Source organism: Brevundimonas sp. C43, assembly GCF_030732185.1.
Lineage (GTDB): Bacteria > Pseudomonadota > Alphaproteobacteria > Caulobacterales > Caulobacteraceae > Brevundimonas > Brevundimonas diminuta_C.
This window is the reverse complement of the sequence record NZ_CP132231.1, coordinates 2,342,942-2,360,425: the sequence shown is the minus strand read 5'-3', so window position 1 is coordinate 2,360,425 and position 17,484 is coordinate 2,342,942. Positions and strand designations below refer to the sequence as shown.

General features: G+C 64.0%; 16 protein-coding genes. 5 read left to right on the top strand and 11 right to left on the bottom strand.

The window, feature by feature from the left end; all coding sequences use genetic code 11:
- Window positions 1-68 precede the first annotated feature (68 nt).
- Together Q9R14_RS11950 and Q9R14_RS11945 are read left to right on the top strand one after the other, a co-directional pair.
- Complete coding sequence (locus Q9R14_RS11950) at window positions 69-1,487, top strand: toll/interleukin-1 receptor domain-containing protein (protein WP_306002551.1); 1,419 nt, start codon at window positions 69-71, stop codon at window positions 1,485-1,487.
- Window positions 1,480-3,000 (top strand): hypothetical protein, encoded by a 1,521-nt coding sequence (locus tag Q9R14_RS11945; protein ID WP_306002550.1) that lies wholly within the window; start codon window positions 1,480-1,482, stop codon window positions 2,998-3,000. The genes Q9R14_RS11950 and Q9R14_RS11945 overlap by 8 nt, the downstream gene beginning before the upstream one ends.
- Before the next feature lie 231 nt (window positions 3,001-3,231).
- Here Q9R14_RS11945 and Q9R14_RS11940 read toward each other — a convergent pair whose 3' ends face one another.
- The 7 genes from Q9R14_RS11940 to Q9R14_RS11910 form a co-directional block, all read right to left on the bottom strand.
- A complete protein-coding gene (locus Q9R14_RS11940; protein WP_306002549.1) occupies window positions 3,232-4,590 on the bottom strand; it encodes a type II restriction endonuclease in 1,359 nt (452 codons plus the stop codon).
- Window positions 4,591-4,668: 78 nt separating this feature from the next.
- On the bottom strand, window positions 4,669-5,121 hold the full coding sequence (locus Q9R14_RS11935; RefSeq protein WP_306002548.1) for a very short patch repair endonuclease: 453 nt from the start codon (window positions 5,119-5,121) through the stop codon (window positions 4,669-4,671).
- Window positions 5,114-6,355, bottom strand: coding sequence for a DNA (cytosine-5-)-methyltransferase (gene dcm, locus Q9R14_RS11930; RefSeq protein ID WP_306002547.1), 1,242 nt, complete (start codon window positions 6,353-6,355; stop codon window positions 5,114-5,116). The genes Q9R14_RS11935 and dcm overlap by 8 nt, the downstream gene beginning before the upstream one ends.
- A gap of 109 nt (window positions 6,356-6,464) precedes the next feature.
- Entirely contained in the window at window positions 6,465-7,838 is a 1,374-nt protein-coding gene (locus Q9R14_RS11925; RefSeq protein ID WP_306002546.1) for a hypothetical protein, read from the bottom strand.
- Window positions 7,839-7,841: 3 nt separating this feature from the next.
- The gene (locus tag Q9R14_RS11920) at window positions 7,842-10,355 is read right to left on the bottom strand and encodes an ATP-binding protein (RefSeq protein WP_306002545.1); all 2,514 of its coding nucleotides are present in this window, start codon (window positions 10,353-10,355) and stop codon (window positions 7,842-7,844) included.
- 424 nt (window positions 10,356-10,779) lie between these two features.
- The gene (locus tag Q9R14_RS11915) at window positions 10,780-12,069 is read right to left on the bottom strand and encodes a site-specific integrase (RefSeq protein WP_306002544.1); all 1,290 of its coding nucleotides are present in this window, start codon (window positions 12,067-12,069) and stop codon (window positions 10,780-10,782) included.
- Between the two features lie 295 nt (window positions 12,070-12,364).
- Complete coding sequence (locus tag Q9R14_RS11910; RefSeq protein WP_306002543.1) at window positions 12,365-12,829, bottom strand: DUF3429 domain-containing protein; 465 nt, start codon at window positions 12,827-12,829, stop codon at window positions 12,365-12,367.
- A 95-nt stretch (window positions 12,830-12,924) separates the two neighbouring features.
- Here Q9R14_RS11910 and Q9R14_RS11905 point away from each other — a divergent pair, with 95 nt between their 5' ends.
- The 3 genes from Q9R14_RS11905 (at window position 12,925) to Q9R14_RS11895 (ending at window position 15,655) form a co-directional block, all read left to right on the top strand.
- Entirely contained in the window at window positions 12,925-13,281 is a 357-nt protein-coding gene (locus tag Q9R14_RS11905; RefSeq protein ID WP_306002542.1) for a DUF393 domain-containing protein, read from the top strand.
- 12 nt (window positions 13,282-13,293) lie between these two features.
- Complete coding sequence (locus Q9R14_RS11900; RefSeq protein WP_306002541.1) at window positions 13,294-14,832, top strand: cryptochrome/photolyase family protein; 1,539 nt, start codon at window positions 13,294-13,296, stop codon at window positions 14,830-14,832.
- A gap of 67 nt (window positions 14,833-14,899) precedes the next feature.
- Window positions 14,900-15,655 carry a M48 family metallopeptidase gene (locus tag Q9R14_RS11895; protein WP_306002540.1) on the top strand — a complete coding sequence of 252 codons (756 nt, stop codon included), beginning with the start codon at window positions 14,900-14,902 and terminating at the stop codon, window positions 15,653-15,655.
- Here the strand turns inward: Q9R14_RS11895 and Q9R14_RS11890 are convergent, their stop codons facing one another.
- Genes Q9R14_RS11890 through Q9R14_RS11875 form a run of 4 tightly spaced genes read right to left on the bottom strand, consistent with a single transcriptional unit; the run spans window position 15,656 to window position 17,479 of the window.
- Window positions 15,656-15,934, bottom strand: a complete 279-nt coding sequence (locus Q9R14_RS11890; RefSeq protein ID WP_039243838.1) for a hypothetical protein — start codon at window positions 15,932-15,934, stop codon at window positions 15,656-15,658.
- A gap of 45 nt (window positions 15,935-15,979) precedes the next feature.
- Window positions 15,980-16,540: a DsbE family thiol:disulfide interchange protein gene (locus tag Q9R14_RS11885; protein WP_199060160.1), complete on the bottom strand. Its 561-nt coding sequence runs from the start codon at window positions 16,538-16,540 to the stop codon at window positions 15,980-15,982.
- Window positions 16,537-16,755, bottom strand: a complete 219-nt coding sequence (gene ccmD / locus Q9R14_RS11880) for a heme exporter protein CcmD (protein WP_242077747.1) — start codon at window positions 16,753-16,755, stop codon at window positions 16,537-16,539. Before ccmD ends, Q9R14_RS11885 begins: the two co-directional genes overlap by 4 nt.
- A 4-nt stretch (window positions 16,756-16,759) precedes the next feature.
- Complete coding sequence (locus Q9R14_RS11875; RefSeq protein ID WP_242077748.1) at window positions 16,760-17,479, bottom strand: heme ABC transporter permease; 720 nt, start codon at window positions 17,477-17,479, stop codon at window positions 16,760-16,762.
- Window positions 17,480-17,484 lie beyond the last annotated feature (5 nt).

The window sequence follows — 17,484 nt, the reverse complement described above, 5'->3', positions numbered from 1 at the left end:
AAGAGTTTTGAAAATCACGCTATGGTTCCTGAGTGATTCCATCATCCGTGACTTCGCCATCGTCTCAAATGCCCGCAGGACCTGGCCGTCGCCTCGTCTTCATCAGCCATGCCAACCCGGAAGAGAACGACTTCGTAAAATGGCTCGGCGTTCAACTCGCCAGCGCCGGTTATGAAGTCTGGTCGGATGTCACCAAGCTGATCGGTGGGGAGCTGTTCTGGGACGACATCGAAGACGCCATTCGCCATCACACGGCGAAATTCATCCTCGTCGTTTCCGCCGCCGCCTTGAACAAGGAGGGCGTGAAAGACGAAATCCACCTCGCCGTCACGGTGGAGCGCAGCGACAAGATCGCCAATTTCCTCCTGCCGGTCAGGGTGGACGATGTCCCCTTTTCGGACTTCAAAGCCAATATCGCCCGCAAGAACGTCATCGACTTCAAGGCCGGGTGGGCTCCCGCCCTGGCGAGAGTCTTTCAGGTCCTTGAGCGTGACGGCGTGCCGAAGGGCGCAATCGCTCCGGCTGACGTCGCAGCCTGGTGCCTCCGACGGTCCGACGCCGATCAAATGCCCCGGATCGAGCCCGAGCAGCTGTACTCGAACTGGCTCCCTATCGTCTCGCTCCCCCCGCAAGTGTCGCTTTTTTCGCTCGGCGTCGCCGAGACGGCGGTCTCGGGCGTCATGGCCGAGACCCGTCTCCCCTGGTTCAAATACTTCAGGCTGGTGGGGACGTTCGGCACGGAAGTGGACCTGACGCTCGCGCTGCCGGAACAGGTCATCGAGCGTCGCTACACCTTGCCGCTGGAAGACATGTTAGCCGGGATGCCGGCGGCGATGCCCGGCGTCAAACGCGCGGACGCCCGGCGCATGGTCGTCAATCTCCTACGGCAATCCTGGAACAACGCCATGGCGGCCAGGGGATTGTCCGCGTTCGAGATGGCCGACAACTCGGTCGCATGGTTCTTCACCAAGGACCTGATCGAAAAGGATACCGCCTATTTTGTCGATCACACCGGCAAACGCAGGCGCAAGGCCATGGTGGGCCGGAGTGAGAAGCGGGGCGTCTATTGGCACCTCGGCTTCATCGCCAAGCCCGTCATGACGGACACGCCCCATTTCGTCATGAAGGCGGCCATCATCTTCTCGCACGACGGCAAGACGCCGCTCGATAGCGTGGAGAAGATGCACAAGCTCCGGCGCGGTTTCTGCCGAAACTGGTGGAACGGACAATGGCGCGACCTGATGCTTGCCTACGTGGCCTGGATCGGTGACGAGGACGGCCGTCTGAAGCTGCCGATGGGCGATTTCGCAGAGGTGGTCGTGGATGCGCGGCCAGTCCTGTTTGAATCGCCGGTCTCTTGCGCCGATCCCGCCGTGAAATCCCGGGCCGTGGTCCCGGACGATGAGGACGAGACGCCTCCGGAGGCGCCTGTGGAACCGGACGAGGCCTTCGAGATCGCGGGCCTGGCGGAGTCCGCAGATGACTGAGCCGATCCAGGGCCTGCAGATCCTGACGGAGCCGCTACTCCAGTTCGGACACGGCCAGATGCTGCCCGACCCTAAGGATGGTCTGTTCCTTTTCGGCCCCATGATCGACGAGGCCAAACCCGCTGAAATGAGAGTCGGCGTCATCGGCACGGACGAAGGGATCGCGCGGTACAAGAAGTGGGTATCCCAGATCACGGGATATATCCCGGCCGCCAAGGCGGAGCAGCATCACCTAGCGTTTCCGGGCTTCGAAGCAGCCTTCAAGACCAAATGGCCCGCCAACCCCGTCGCGACCATCTCGATTTCAGCGGCGGCCTTATCGAGCACAATCCGGATCCCGGACGGCCACGAGCGCGTGTACAAGACCGTCGATCTCTTCGACCAGGCCATTCGCAAGTTCCTCCGCGAGGAGGACAGCGTTCCGGCAGTCTGGTTTGTCGTGATACCGGACGACGTACACCGTTTCTGTCGGCCGAAGTCGATCGTTCCCTTGCCCGAACGGACCCGAACCAGCCAACGGTTCTCCGCCCGTACCGCGCGGAACTTCGTACAGGCGCCGTCGATGTTCGCAGAGGACAACGCCGCCGCCGAGCCCTACCGGTACGAGGTCGATTTCCACAACCAGCTCAAGGCGCGGCTGCTCGATCAGAAAGTGGTTCTTCAGATCGTCCGGGAATCAACGATCGATCCGGAGGGCGTCAATGCGCTCGGCGGCAAGCCGCGGATGCTCCAGGATCCCGCCAACATCGCCTGGAACCTGTCGACGACCGCCTTCTTCAAGGCCGGGGGGCGTCCCTGGGCGTTAGCAGGTGTCAGAGAGGACGTCTGCTACATCGGTCTCGTCTTCAAGAAGACCGATACCGCCGGATCGCCAGGGAACGCCTGCTGCGGCGCCCAGATGTTTCTCGGATCCGGAGACGGCGTCGTGTTCAAGGGCGCCGTGGGGCCCTGGTATTCCCTGACGACGTCCGAGTTTCACCTCGATGAGGCGAAGGCGAAGGAGATCGCCGGCCTTGTGGTCGAGGCCTACATCGCCAAGCACGGCCGCCCACCCAAGGAGCTCTTCATTCACGCCAAGCAGCATTTCAATGAGGCTGAATGGCGGGGCTTTTCCAGCGCCGTGGGAGCTGACACACGGCTCGTCGGCGTGCGGATTCAGACGACGCGAGAGATCAAACTCTTCCGTCAGGGACGGAGCCCTGTCCTGCGGGGAACGGCTCTGACGGTCAGCCCGCGCAAGGGCTACTTGTGGACCGTCGGCTTCGTGCCCGATCTCCAGACCTATCCAGGTCGCGAAGCGCCCAACCCACTGTCCATCGAGGTGACCAAGGGCGACGCGGATCTGACCCAGGTCATGCAGGACGTCCTCGGTCTCACCAAGCTAAACTTCAACGCCTGCATCTACGGGGACGGCACGCCGGTGACCTTGAGGTTTGCAGACGACGTCGGCGAAATCCTGACGGCCGCGCCAATCGCCAACCTGCCGCCTTTGCCCTTCAAGCACTACATTTAAAGGCTTCAAACAGCTGCGGATTCCACATCACACCGCGTGCTCATAGGGCGGCCAGGTTAGGAACAACTGAACTGATCCGTCTGGGACGTCTAAGAGCACGAGGGAGACATTGGCTTCAAAAAGCCTCAGATCGCTCTCGACTAATTCCGGAAATCGAAAGCGCCATCCCCGACGATCGGATCCAGTGAGGTCTGAAAGGTGGCAGGTGGGGCACCGCAGCACCGTCCTACGTTAAGCCCAGGCGGGCATGCGAATAGTGCGCAGTTCACTTCCGAAGAACGACGCAAAATCCACCACATTGGCGTGGCGTACATACTCGGTGGACTTCGACGACTTCAGGCTCTCGGGTACGACCAGGGTGATGTTCATCGAGGCCATGTCCTCAATGGCGTTGGCCGCAATAGTTTCGTCTACGGTGGCCAGGAACAGGTCGCTGCCGCCCATTTCCCGCTCTACCTGCTTCCACCGTTCGCGCAGCGTCGTCTTGGCGCTTAGGATTAACCCCTTCGCCGGACCCTTTAGATCGGCCCGAAGGTGTTTCAGCGACGGCAGCACGAAGTCCGGCCGCTTCTTCGCGTCCATGACCACCTGTTTCGCGAACGGGATCTTGCCCGCCACCAGCATCGCCTCGATCTGGTGCTCAAAGGAGTATCCGGCGCGGGATTTGCGCTGCTGGCTGGCCGAGAGCATGATGCGGTCGATCTCGCCGACGCTGTCGACCATCCGCCGGACGACCGACCGCATGTCCATCTCGGCGGGCTGGTCCCCGAACACGGCTCGCACCAGTTCGACCGCGCGTTCCTTGCGCTGGTAGGCCCGGAACAGGTCCCACTCGATGACGCGACTGATCTCGCGGATAGCGTCGCCGGGGGCGTCCAGGGCGAATGGATCCAGAGCGGCCATGCCACGGCCCTGCAGGAAGGCGGTGCGCGCCGACTCCGCCAACACAGTGGTGTTCGGCATGACCGCCCTGTCACCGGCGAACCGCGCGACGTCACCGCCCAGCCAGGCGGCGGCGACTTCCCCGGCGAAATCCATGATCAGGTCGCGTTCTTCCGCAACGACCGCGGCGGGCGACAACACCCCCACGACGAAGTCGGCGCCGAGGCCCAGGGTCTCGGTCAGGACGCCGGCGGCATCAGAGCCGGAATCGATCGTCAGACACAGGTAGGTCGGCTCAGCCGCGCCGGGCTTTGGCGCCATGACCAGCCATGATGCCGGCCCCAGATCGCCGAACGCGGCCTTCGGCACGCCGGTCATGTGGGTCTCGGCGCCCTTGCTCGTGTAGTTCACGAGACGGGTCTTCCGCTGCTCGTCGACCTGTGGCCAGTCGGTCAGAAAGAAGACCTCGCGGATCTCGTCGGCGCCGTCCCCGTCCCGCGCCTTGGCGGCCAGCGGTGGAAAGAAACCGCCGTCGCGCTGCGCGGGCGGTATGTAGACGCCGGCCTGGTGCTTGTTCGGCAGCCGCGCCCAGTCCCGGTCGTTGTTCGACAGCTTCTTGACCAGCACCTGCGGCGCGCGGGCCATCAGATCCACCAGCATGGCGCCGGTCGCATCGTCCCGGTCAAACAGGTCGGGCTGTGGCGGCATCGGCTCTCCGGAGGTCTGTGCTGTGATAGGCGACCGGCGGGATGCGCGCCAGCAGCATGAGCGGCGGGATAGAACGCGTCATGCGCCCCGGATTTCAAGGGCAGGCTCGCTTCCTCTAAGCCACGCCTCGCACTCGTCCAGCACCGCTTCCAGAGGCAGCCTGGTCCGACCCTTCAGGGCGCATTCCCAGACCACGCCCACCCGCCAGCCGGCGGCCTCCAGCGCGGCTGTCGAGCGCGTGTCGACGACCTGGTTGCGGGCGATCTTCGCTTGCCAGAAATCCGGTCGCGTGGAGGGCATCCGGAACAGGTGGCAGTCGTGGCCGTGCCAGAAGCAGCCGTGGGCGAACAACACCGCCCGCCGCGCCGGAAAGACGAGGTCCGGCTTCCCCGGCAGGTCCTTCGCATGCAGCCGGTAGCGCAGGCCCCGCGCATGTAGGCCCTGCCGCAGGATCATCTCGGGCTTTGTGTTCTTGCCCCGGATGCCGGACATCATCCGGCTGCGGGTTGCGGCGTCGACGACGTCAGGCAACCTCGCGCTCGGGCTCCTGCCGGGCCAGGGCCGTCATCAGATGCGGCTGCATGTGCTTCGCGATCGCCTCAATGACCGGCACCACGACGGCGTTGCCGAACTGGCGATAGGCCTGGGTGTCCGAGACCCGGATTTTCATAGGCGGCCGGCCGGGCTGGTCGAAGCCCATGAGCCGGGCGCATTCGCGCGGGGTCAGCCGGCGCGGGATCTTTCCCTTGCCCTGATCGATCAGAATCTCCGAACCATCCTTGTGGTAGCGGGCCGACAAGGTGCGGGCGACGTCCTTTGGCCCCACCAGACCAAAGCCGAAGCCGTTGCCCTTCAGGCGATGCTTCTCGGCGTAGTCCTGCAGATAGGTCCAGAGGTGCTGGCTGAGCGTGTATTTTGCGGCCGCCGGCCCCTGTGAGCCCTCGCTGTAGTCCTCCATCGGCGGGGTCTCGAAGCCGGTGGCGCCATGGAGGATGGAGGCGAGGGTCGGCTTCGCGTCAGGGATGGGCAGATCGAGCATCGAGAAGGCCGTCGGATCTCGGAAGCCCACGATGAAGATCCGCTCGCGATGCTGCGGCGTCCAGGCGCGGCCGTCCACCGTGCGGTAGCTGATGTGATAGCCAAGCCGCTCCTGCAGGACCTCCTTGATCACCTCGAAGGTCTTGCCCTTGTCATGGCTGGTCAGGTTCTTGACGTTCTCCAGCAGGAAGGCCGCCGGACGGTGGTGAGCGATGATCCGCGCCACGTCGAAGAACAGGGTCCCTTGCGTCTCGTCGGCGAAGCCGTGGGCCCGGTTCAGCGAGTTCTTCTTCGACACGCCGGCGAGCGAGAACGGCTGGCACGGAAAGCCCGCCAGCAGGACGTCGAACTCCGGGATGTCGGCCTCGGCTACGTTGCGAATGTCGCCAGCGATGGGGTGGGAGTCGTGAGGAAAATTGGCCTGGTAGGTAATCTGGGAAAACTTGTCCCATTCACTTGTGAACACACACCGGCCGCCGATACTCTCGAACCCGCGGCGGAGTCCGCCTATGCCTGCGAAAAGATCGATAAACCGAAACAAGGCTGGCTTCGACAAGTCCTCTGGCGGCGCAGGTGTGTGGGCGCGCAGCACCTCCAGCACGGCCTTCCTCGGCTTCGCTTCGCCGCGCTCCCAGCGATAGCCTGTTCGCTCGTCATACCCGGCCAGATCGGCGGCCTCGGCGACCGAAAGTCCGGCCTGAAGGCGGAGCGTATGGAAGTCTGACATGAATCACCTCTGGGTCGATTTCCGACACCGTGGCGTCATTCGACACAAAGAACAAGCCGAGAACGCGCTGCGCGTTTTTGCCGGACACCAGCGCGCCTCCCCGCTCCGGTCATTCCTGACTGACGGGACAGGGCTCGGGAACAACCAACGGCTTATCCGGCCGGAAACTTATGATGGCAGGGCGGGTCGAATGTCTCGCGGCATAGGTCGTGACCTGCATAAGAAGCGACTCGCGCAATCGACCAAGGGCGGGCCAACCGCTGAACTCGTCGGGTGCCATCGTAATCTGAAGGTGGGTGTTGAAGAGTATCCTGACCGGACCGTCGAACCCTTCCATTATGACGGGTGGTGTCGCGATCTCGGCCTGCGGGATCTGTTTCTCGCGCCGAGCGGCGGCGGCCGGCACGATAGCGCCTAACACAAAAGGAACAGGCCCATTGCGGCCTTGTGCGTAGTCGCAGCTCGCGCCGACGCGAAGCAGGCACAGTTTGCTCGCCGCCTTCTCCGCCTTGTCGGTCAAGCAGAAAGTCTGGGACAGCATGGGTTTCGAAGTCTGGACGAACCGGTGCAGCATGGGCCCATCCGCAAGCTCCGCTTCCGGGATCAGAGTGACTGCACCCCAGGCCCCTGGACTGATGTCCTCCGCCGTCGGGCTGGCCACATGCAGCATTGTGTTGAGCCGAGCGGCTTCCTCCAGCAATGGCGAGGGCACATTTTCTGTCCGCGTGACCGCTGCTGCCCAGATCGTACGACTTTCCGGCGTCATTTTCTGGTTTCCAAGCCGGTCTGACAAAATCGGCATCAGCGCGGCGTTGACGGCGCTGTAGGGGTCGTCCTTCGCTTTCGACTTGCCTACGGCTTCGAACGCAAGGAGGCTCAGAATTTCGTCCAGCCGGTCAGAGAAACGCGTCGCGGTCCTGTCCTCTGCCGCGACCAGATTGCCGATCTCGGCTAGCGTGGAGCCTGCGGCTCTGAGAACTTCCCGCTCCCAGTCCAACAGGGCTCGCAGGCGGGGATCCGTCTCGATAATGCGCGCCACGTCCGCAGTCAGCTTCGCACCGTTTTCGGCGGACATCGCCTCATTCTCACCGGTCAGATAGTCGTTCTTGTTCAGGCTGAGGATGGCGATCGGCCGCTTCAGGGGCTCGAGGTTCTCCATCAAATAGGTTGTGACCTCGTCCTTCTGCTCAGCGTGTTTCGTCCAGAGGATGATCACATATGGGGTGCCCGGTGAGATACCGCCCTCAAGCATCGCAATGATCACAGCGGCGACCTGCGCCACATTGCCTGACTGACCGCCGGTCGTAAGGTGTAGGTCCAGAAACAGCAGGCGAACCCCCCGCAGGTGCCGGGAATCGATGCCACTCACCTCGTCGTAAACAAGAGGCAGACATGGGGCACCGACCTGCTGAAGACTGTCCGCAAGTTGCCTCAGCTCGGTTGGGTTGTCGTCGACAATCACATAGCGGGCCGGTGTGAACATCGGTCAGTCTCCCCCGCGGAAAGCGAGCGCAACCACAGCCCCGCTAAACTCTTCAGGTATGTCGTAGTCGTCCATCGACGGGAACAGAAGTTCCCCGTCGTTCAGGTTCATGGCGAGGTTCGCGTAGTAGAGACCCAGTCCCATACCGTCTGGCCGCCGCGAAAAGAACGGCTCAACGACCTGCTCAGGGGGGTCGCGGAAGCCTGGGCCATTGTCTGCAATCACCAGAACGGGACGACCCCCTTCGCCGGCAATGACATTCATGAAGATCTTTCGGGAGCCGGGGGGGCTGTCGTCCGGAATACTGACCTTAAGCCAGTGGATGGCGTTGTCGATGAGGTTGGTCGCTGCGCCTAGCGCGAGCCCAAAGGCAAAGACCGGGCTTGCATCATCGGCGCCGTCCTCGAGCGCGGGGCAAACCAGCTTCACATTGTGCACCCTGAATCGTACGGCTGTAATATCTCGGGTCCGTTGAACGAGCTGCCGGAGCGAATAGGCTTTCTTGTCGCCCTTCCGCAGCAACTGGGCGGAGGTTTCCAGAACACCCTGCAACTGGCCGACCTGCTTCCTAAGGTCAGCCATGTCAGCCCCCCCCGACAGGGCGGTCGCGAGGGCACCGATGCCCCGTTCCACCTCATGAAATACAACGGCGAGGCCCACTTGGGAGATGCCGGCGCGCAGGAAGTCGTCCCTGAGCTGACGAAACTCCTGTTCCACCCGCTTCAGCGAAGGCTCGATGTCGGCTAGGAATCCCTTGGATCGCGCCACGCGCCGGACATCTCGGATCGGACCAGTGACCTCGCGATCCACGCTCGGGGCCTTGCCGGTCAAACTCCGCAGCTTCTGCTTGTCTAAGCGTCGCTCGGTTTCGAAGACGCTGATGGCGCCAAGGATGACCTGCTTCAGTCGGCGGTATGGACCGTTTTCGACAAACCCCTCCCGGTTTGTCTTTTCCCTAAGTCCGGTGCTCTGCTCCAGGTCGAGGTCAACCAGTCCGATCACAATGTTGCGGCTCAGACTGCGTGAGGGACTGTTGACCCGGCGGAGATCCAGGCCAAGCCAGTCGTCTCCCGGCTCACCGTAGTTGTAAATCCGGATGTCATCGCGATAGACGCGGATGCCGCCGTTCTGGTCGAGGAAACGGTCAATCAGGCGAGACTGGGCGTAGCGCGACATGATCTCGCGGTCGCGGTCGAAGACGTAGAAGGTGCCCTTGATGGGCCCGATCCCATGAACTGTGGATTCATCGGCGAGGAGACTGACGGACCGTTTGGGTCTGGGGCCCGTGGCGGCATCGAGATCGTCGGGCTCTCGTTCCGCCAGAACCTGGAGAGGTTCGGTCAGCTTCACCCGGCGTGGCTCGAGAGGAACGCCCGGGACGCCCCGGAAGTGATAGTCGTACGTCAGTGCGTCGCCGTCGAAGTTGAATCTGAACTTCCACGGAGCTCGCTGGAGCAGCTCGGAGGCGTCTGGCAGTTCCGAAATCCAGGCCTGAAATCCCGGCACCCTGAAATCGATCGTGAATTCGTCGCCCCTGTCCGAGAACGGAGACGAGATCGAGGTGACCTGTCGATAGAGGTCCCGTACGTCAGCCCGGGACCAGTCCTTTTGGTTCAGCGCATCTATCCGTATACGGGTGCCGGTTTCATCGCCCTTGAAGATCTTGGCTTCCCGTTCCGTGACGGTGACGGCTGCGTCCTCCAGAAACTTGCTGGACATCAGATCGGACCAGTCGATCGAGACGAAACATTCGCGACTGTCGGCCGCGCGCGTTATCATGCGTACTCGGCCGCCCAGCTTGTGAACCGCAAATCTTCCGACACCCTTTTCGCCGAGCGGAAGGCGGCGAAAACGCGGTGAACGACGGTCCTGCTGTCGGTCTTTTTCCCGATGGTCGTCTCCAGGGACAAGCCAGATGTCGCGGATGGTGTCGAGTGACATCCCTTGGCCATTATCCTGCACCCTGATCCAGGGGTCGGCTGTGCCAAGATCTCCCAACGTGATTGTCACCTCGCTCGCATCCGCGTCGTAAGCGTTCTTGACGAGCTCGAATACTGCAAGCTTGGATGATCCAATGAGCTGGTCGCCCAGAAGCTGCAGCAGACGTGCCCTCGGCTTGAAGGCTTGGTTTATACGACGGTCGAATGCGGCTCTGGCGGCCTCTGGAGTGACTTTATCGACATTAGCGACATAGACGCGAGTGCCGATATTCCCGAGAACGAGCGTATCGCCGGGTTCAGCCCAGTTGATGATCCCGCGTCCCATGCGAGGTTCTGGATCCCTTCCGGAACCCTTCCGGAACGAGTTGTAGTAGGACGTCAAAAGCGAAGCGTCCTTTTCCCCGAGGACCTCGATCTCGATCAGCTTTTCGGCCTCGGCATCGCCCGGCGTGAAGCCGGCAGCAGCCAGCGCGACCCGCTGGTCTTCATTGGGCAGATAGGCTCCTTTGCTCTTGTCCGTCGACGATACGAGTTTCAGACCGAAATTCTCGAATATCGAGGACCATCCGATTGCCATGTGATTCAGGAGCCCTTGGTCTTTGCAACCGCCGCGATCGCGTTGAGGACGTGTTCTCCCCGCATCCAGACATAATGATTGATGGGCAAAGCAGCAAACCTTGTGACCCGAAACAACCATGCAGGCGCTCGGGCAGAGATATTCTTAAGCGGAAAACCGTGACCTACGGGTCCTGATGTCTCCACAAAAGTCCCGGAGGGCCGCCGCTCCCCGCCGGTGCGCCTAGTTAGGATTTGGGTAGAAGGAAGCGCAAGTCGCCCGGGCTTGGCTCGGAGCAGGTGTCGGCGGAGGCCCGTCGAGTTAGGCCGGGGTGGGTTCGGCCTCCCGGTTTCCTCAATGACAAGGGCCTGCCGTGTGCAGGTCGCCGGACATCCTCTGGGTATAGTGCCATACTGATCTGACCGCGAATCGTGCTCCGGCCGCCTTAGCTTTTCCCGCTGAACCGCTCGCCGATCCGCTCCGCGAGGGCCCGAACCGGGTCATCGCTCAGATGGGCATACCGTTCCGTGGCGCGACTGTTGGCGTGTCCCAGCGCCTTGCCGATCATTGGGAGACTGGCCCCGTCGGCCAGGGCGAAGCTTGCGAAACTGTGGCGCAGGTCGTGGATGCGGACGCCTTCCAGCTTGGCTTTGGGGAGCACCTTGTCGCGCCAGATCTTGGACTCGGAGGTCGCATATCCGTTGTCGCCCTTGGTGGCCGGGAAGACGAATTGGCTTCGACCACGGGTCTTGTAGAGACGCTGCAGGATTCCGAAGGCCATGTCGTTGAGCGAGATCCGACGATCCCCCGTGCGACCACCGGCCTTGGTGCGGCTCGGCGGCAGCACGAGCCGGCGCCGGTCGAAGTCGACCTCCGTCCATCGCAGGCCTGCGATCTCGTTGCGCCGCGCGCCCGTCAGAAGCAGAAGCCGATAGACCGCGCCCTGCCGTTCGGAGATCGTCGCATCCGCTTCCAGAGCGTCGAGCGCGGCGATCAGGTCCTGGGCCTGGGACTCGGACAGGAAGCGCTCTACCGCCGGTCGGAGCTTGCGTTCGACCTTCGCGCAGGGGTTCTGGCCGGCGAAATGGCCCTTGTCGATCGCCCAGTTGAAGGTCGCCCGCAGGGTGGAATAGGTGCGGTCAGCGATGCCTGCTCCGCCCTTTACGATGGATCGACCACGAAGTTTGGTCTTCACATCCTTGGCGGTCTTCCCGGCCGTGATAGATCGGATCATCCCGGTGATGTGGTCGCGGGTGACCGTATCAAGCGCCATCTTGCCAAGCAGGGGCACGACGTGGCGCTCGAGGTTCGTCCGGTCCATGGCCCATGACGAATCCCGTTTGGTCGGTTTGTCGTCCGGTCCCTTGTCCAGATACAACTCGACCAGGCCTTTGACGGTGAGACCCTCGATGCGCCTGCGGGCTTCGCCGGGATCGATGCCGCGCCGCGCATCGACCACCACCGACGCCGCCTCCTTGCGAGCCCGATCCGCTGTAAGCTTGTCCGGCCCATCCCCATGCTCGCCGAGCGTCAGCCAGCGCTGGATCCCGCGGACCCGATACTTGATGGCGAACATCCTTCGGACAGGCTTGGCGGCATGGCCCTGTCGGGTTTCGGTCCCAGGATAGATCCGGAGGCAGAAGCCTGCGATCTCGCTGTCCCAGATTCGACTCTCGCCGGTCTCCGGAACGGGCGCGCTCTCAACCACGCGCTTGGTGAGTTTTTGCTTCGTCATGGTGACACAAAGATACGCTCATTTCCGAGCCACCGCTACCACTCCGCTACCAACTCAAGTGAAACCGGGCGAAACGCTCCGTAACCGGATAAATAAGAAAACCTATGTAAAACAAAATACAAGGCAGATTTTTGGAACGTCCTGAAAAGCCTGGAAATGCTGATCCCCAACATTGCCAAGGTTGGGGTCGAGAGTTCGAATCTCTTCGCCCGCTCCAAGTCGAGACGAATAAAATCAGGGGCCTGTCGGTTGCGGCAGGCCCCGATTCTTTTTTTGACCGCTGCCTGAGATGTTTTCAGATCAGTCCGGCGACGAGCGTCAGCGCGCCCAGGCCGATCGACAGCGGCGCGCGCAGCGCGAGCCAGCCCTCGGGGGTCAGACCGGCCGCCTTCAGCTTCAGATCGACCAGGACGCTGGCGGCGATGAAGACGCCCAGCAGGACAAGCGGCACGGCCGGATCGGAACCCGCCGCCCAGACGACGCTGGTCGCCAGCGCGAGAAGCGAGGGCGCCACAGAGGCGATCCAGACCCATTTGGGCGCCTTCAGGCCCGTCGCAGCCGCCAGTCCCCACCAGACGCCGCCCAGGAAGCTGAAGATTAGGGCGGCGTAGGCGTAGGCCAGGCCGAGGGCGGCGGTCTGCTGGTCAGCATCGCCTGCAAGAAGGACGGCGACCGCCGCCGCCTGGGGCAGCAGGCCAGCGAAACCCAGAACGCGGGCAAGCGGCGGCAAGCGATGTCGGCCGGTGGATTCAATCGTCATCGGACACCTGTCGAGGCGGGTTGCGATCCAGACTGTAGAGGACGGCCGTATAGGATGGCGAGCCCGTTCGCCGTCGCCGAGAGCCTTCGCCCGTCATGACTCCCTTGCTCGTCTGGTATGATGGCGGCTGCCCCCTGTGTCGACGCGAGATCGCCCTGATGCGCCGGCTGGATCGACGCGGCGCGATCCGCTTCGTCGATGTGTCGGACGGTCAGACAAGCTGCCCGCTGGATCGCGAGACGCTGCTGGCGCGATTCCACGCGACGGAGAACGGAAGACTGCTGTCGGGCGCGGCGGCGTTCGCGGCGATGTGGCGGGCGATCCCGCTGTTGCGACCGCTGGGCCTGGCCGCACGCATCCCCTTGGTCCTTGCGGCGTTGGAGCAGGCGTACCGGGTGTTCCTTCGCCTGCGTCCTCGACTTCAGTCTCTCGCTCGCAAATGGGCCCGGTGATGGGAATAACGCATGTCCGTGCTTAGGCTGGTGCTGGGCGATCAGCTGTCGGACGACCTGTCGGCGCTGAAGGATCTGAACCCGGACGTCGACACGGTTCTGATGGCCGAGGTTCGCGAAGAGGCGACCTATGTCCGGCATCACAAGCAGAAGCTGGCCCTGGTCTTCGCCGCCATGCGCAATCACGCCGAGCGGCTGAAGGGGCGGGGCGTCAATGTGCGCTATGTGCGCATCGACGACGCGGACAACAGCGGCTCGATCACCGGCGAACTGGCCCGGGCGCTGGACAACGGCGCTTATGAAACGGTGGTGATGACCGAATGCGGCGAGTGGCGGCTGGCCGAGCATCTGGCCGCCTTTGCGAAAGGGGCGGGGCTGCCGGTCGAGATTCGCGAGGATCGCCGCTTCATCAGCAGCCACGACCGTTTTCGCCGCTGGGCCTCGGGCAAGTCGCAGCTGCGCATGGAGTTCTTCTATCGCGAGATGCGCCGTGCGACGGGCATTCTGATGGACGGCGATCAGCCGGAGGGTGGGCGCTGGAACTATGACGCCGAGAACCGCAAGAAGCTGGCCAAGGGCGTGACGCCGCCCGATCGCCTGCGCATCCCGCCCAACGCCGTGGCGCGCGAGGCGATGGCGGATGTCGAGCGGCTGTTCGGCGACCATTTCGGATCGCTGGACGGGTTCGGCTGGGCCACGACGGCGGAGGAGGCGGAGGCCTCGCTGAAGCATTTCCTGAAGGACGTCCTGCCGTCGTTCGGGGACTGGCAGGACGCGATGGCGGAGGGTCAGCCGTGGATGTGGCATGGGCTGATCTCGACCTCGATCAACCTGGGCCTGCTGGACCCGCTGGACGTCTGCAAGCGCGCCGAGGCGGTCTATCGGGCGGGCAAGGCGCCGCTGAATGCGGTCGAAGGCTTCATCCGGCAAATCCTGGGATGGCGCGAGTTCGTGCGCGGCATCTACTGGCTGAAGGCGCCGGAGTATCGGGCGCGCAACTTCCTGGATGCGGACCGCAAGCTGCCGTGGTTCTACTGGTCCGGTGAGACCGACATGGCCTGTGTCGCCGACGTGGTGAAGACCACACGCGACAACGCCTACGCCCACCATATCCAGAGGCTGATGGTGACGGGCAATCTGGCCTTGCTGCTGGGCGTGCATCCCGATCAGGTCGATGACTGGTACATGTGCGTCTATGCCGACGCCTATGAATGGGTCGAGATGCCCAATACGCGCGGCATGGCCCTGTTCGCCGATGGGGGCATCGTGGGGTCCAAGCCCTATGCGGCCTCGGGGGCCTATATCGACCGGATGAGCGACTATTGCGGGGCGTGTCGCTATGACGTGAAGAGCAAGAGCGGCGATGCGGCCTGTCCGTTCAACCGGCTGTACTGGGGCTTTCTGGAGCGCAATCGCGGCCGGCTGCGGGACAATGTGCGGCTGGCCATGCCCTACCGCACGCTGGAGAAGTTCGGGGAGGCCAAGCGCAAGGCCCTGGCGGCCGAGGCGGAGGCATGCCGGACCCTGCTGGGCGCGACGCCGATCGATTGACGGTGGAACCCCAAGCCCAGCGCGACCATTTGCCTTGCTGTTTCGTTGTGCTCGAAGAGGCCGCTCCGTGACCCTGCCCCGCCGTTCCGCCCTTGTCCTGGCCGCCGCCGTCGCGGCCTCGGCCCTGTCCGCCTGCGCCTATAACGAAGCCTTGGGCCGCAATCAGTTGCTGCTGGTGGACAACGCCGCCCTGTCGCAGCAATCGACCGCGGCCTGGCGCGAGGCCATCGCCAAGCCCGGCGTGATGACCACCGGCGCCCAGGTCGACCGGATCCGGCGCGTCGGCGATCGTCTGGTCCAGGCGGCGGGTCTGGGCGGTCGGACCTGGGACTATGCGGTGTTCACGGAGGCCAGCCCCAACGCCTTCGTCCTGCCGTCCGGCCAGATCGGCGTGACGACCAGCCTGTTGGCCCTGGTCCAGAACGACGACCAGCTGGCCAGCGTGATCGGTCACGAAATCGGGCACGTCGTCGCCAACCATGCGGCCGAGCGCGCCTCGAACCAGACGGTGACCAGCGTCGGTCTGGCGGCCGTCGGCGGGGCGGCGGGTCGATACGGGGATGCGGTCAATGCCTATGGCGGTCTGGCCGCCCAATACGGGCTTCTGCTGCCCTATTCGCGGCGCGACGAGCTGGAGGCCGACCGCCTGGGCGTGGACTATATGGCCGGAGCCGGTTTCAAGCCTTCGGAAGCGGTGGCGCTATGGCGATTGATGGCGGCGCAGCGTCAGACCCAGACGCCGCAGTTCGCCTCGACCCACCCGTCGGACGCGACCCGGATCGAGGCGTTGCAGCAGTATATCGCCAGCCGCGGCTGGAACTGATCAGACCCGGATGTCGAGGTAGGAGCCGGGACGCATGATCCGCGGCTCCTCGCGCTGGGCCGGGGCGGGGGGCGCCTCGACCGGCCGGGCCGGGTTGGCGGTTCGGATCGTGGACATGACAGCGGCGGCCGGGACCGGCGGCTTCGGAGCCGCAGTCTGATCCACCGCATTCTGGTTCAGGGCAGCGCGGAAGAAGGCCGCCTGGGCGCTGCGGGCGCTCGGCAGATCAAGACCCTGGGCGGGCGTGTTCAGCGGCAGGCCGGGACGAATCGCGCTCATGCCGACATGGTTAACGGAAACCCTCGAAAAAGGGTTAACGCAGCCTCACCGCCTGGTCGGCGCGGGACGGGGCGGGGCCTGCATGGAGGCGACCAGTCGGTCGATGTCGGCGTCGTCCAGCAGGGGGCCGGACTGTTTGGCGGTGATGCGGCCCATGGCGTCGACGGCGAAGGTCTCGGGCACGCCGGAGATCCCGAGATCCAGGCCCGCGCGACCTTCGCGGTCGACCAGCACCATGGAATAAGGATCGCCCAGTTCGTCGAGGAAGGCGCGAGTGGCGACCGGCTCATCCTTGTAGGCGATGCCGACCACGGCGACGCCGCGCGCCTTCAGCGCCAGCAGCTTGGGATGTTCGATCCGGCACGGCGCGCACCAGGAGGCGAACACATTGACCAGCATGGGCCGGCCGACGCCTGCGGTCTTCAGGTCCAGATTGCCAGGTCCCGCCTGATCGCCCGACAGCAGGGGCAGGACCGTCTCGGGGATGGTCTGGCCGACCAAGGCGTCGGGCTTAAACGCCGGATCGCGCTTCAGCGACCAGCCGACGAACAGGGCCGCCAGCGCCGCGAGGACCGCCAGCGGGATCAGAGCCAGCCAGCGGTTCATTTTTGTTGTCCTACCGCGCTTCGCGCTACTTGAGGACGGGTTGAGTCTGCCGCTTCTGACGAGAGAGCTTGGTCTGCTTCCAGCCGGGCCAGTTCGCGCTTCCATTTGCGGGAGACGACGACGGCGCGGATGGTCAGGACGATCAGCACCAGGGCGCTGACGCCCCAGGCGGGCCAGACGAAGGCGGCGTAGGGGGTCATGTCGAGGTCGAGCATGGCGTCAGGCCTCCTGAGCCAGACGGGCGCGCAGGGTCATGACGCGGCGGCGGCGGATTTCGGTGCGGATGGCGGTCAGCCACAGGGCGAGGAACAGAACCCCGTAGGCCGCCAGCATGGTCAGAAAGGGCGGCAGATAGACGGGGTCCAGCCCCGACGATCCGGGGGTCAGGAAGCTGGCGGGCTGATGCAGGGTGTTCCACCAGTCGACCGAGAATTTCACGATCGGCAGATTGATCAGGCCGACCAGGCCCAGGACGGCAGCGGCGCGTCCGGCCTTTTGCTCGTCGTCGATCGAGGCTCTCAGCGCGATATAGCCGAGGTAGAAGAGAAACAGCACCAGAACGCTGGTCAGGCGCGCGTCCCACACCCACCAGGTCCCCCACATCGGCTGACCCCACAGCGAGCCGGTGAATAAGGCGAGCGCCGTGAAGGCGGCGCCCGGCAGGGCGGCGGCGCGGGCGGCGGCGTCGGCCAGGGCGTGGCGGAAGACCAGCGCAAAAAAGCTGGATACGCCCAGCGCCGCATAGGCGCCCAGGCCCAGGGTGGCGGCAGGCACATGGACGAACATGATCCGCACCGTGTCGCCCTGCTGATAATCGGCCGGAACGGTGAAGCTGAGCCAGGCGCCGACGCCCAGCAGCACGGCGGCGAGCCCCCACAGAACGGGCGTCAACGGGCCGGTGAAGGCCATGAAGCGCTGCGGATTGGACAGGCCGAACATGGGTT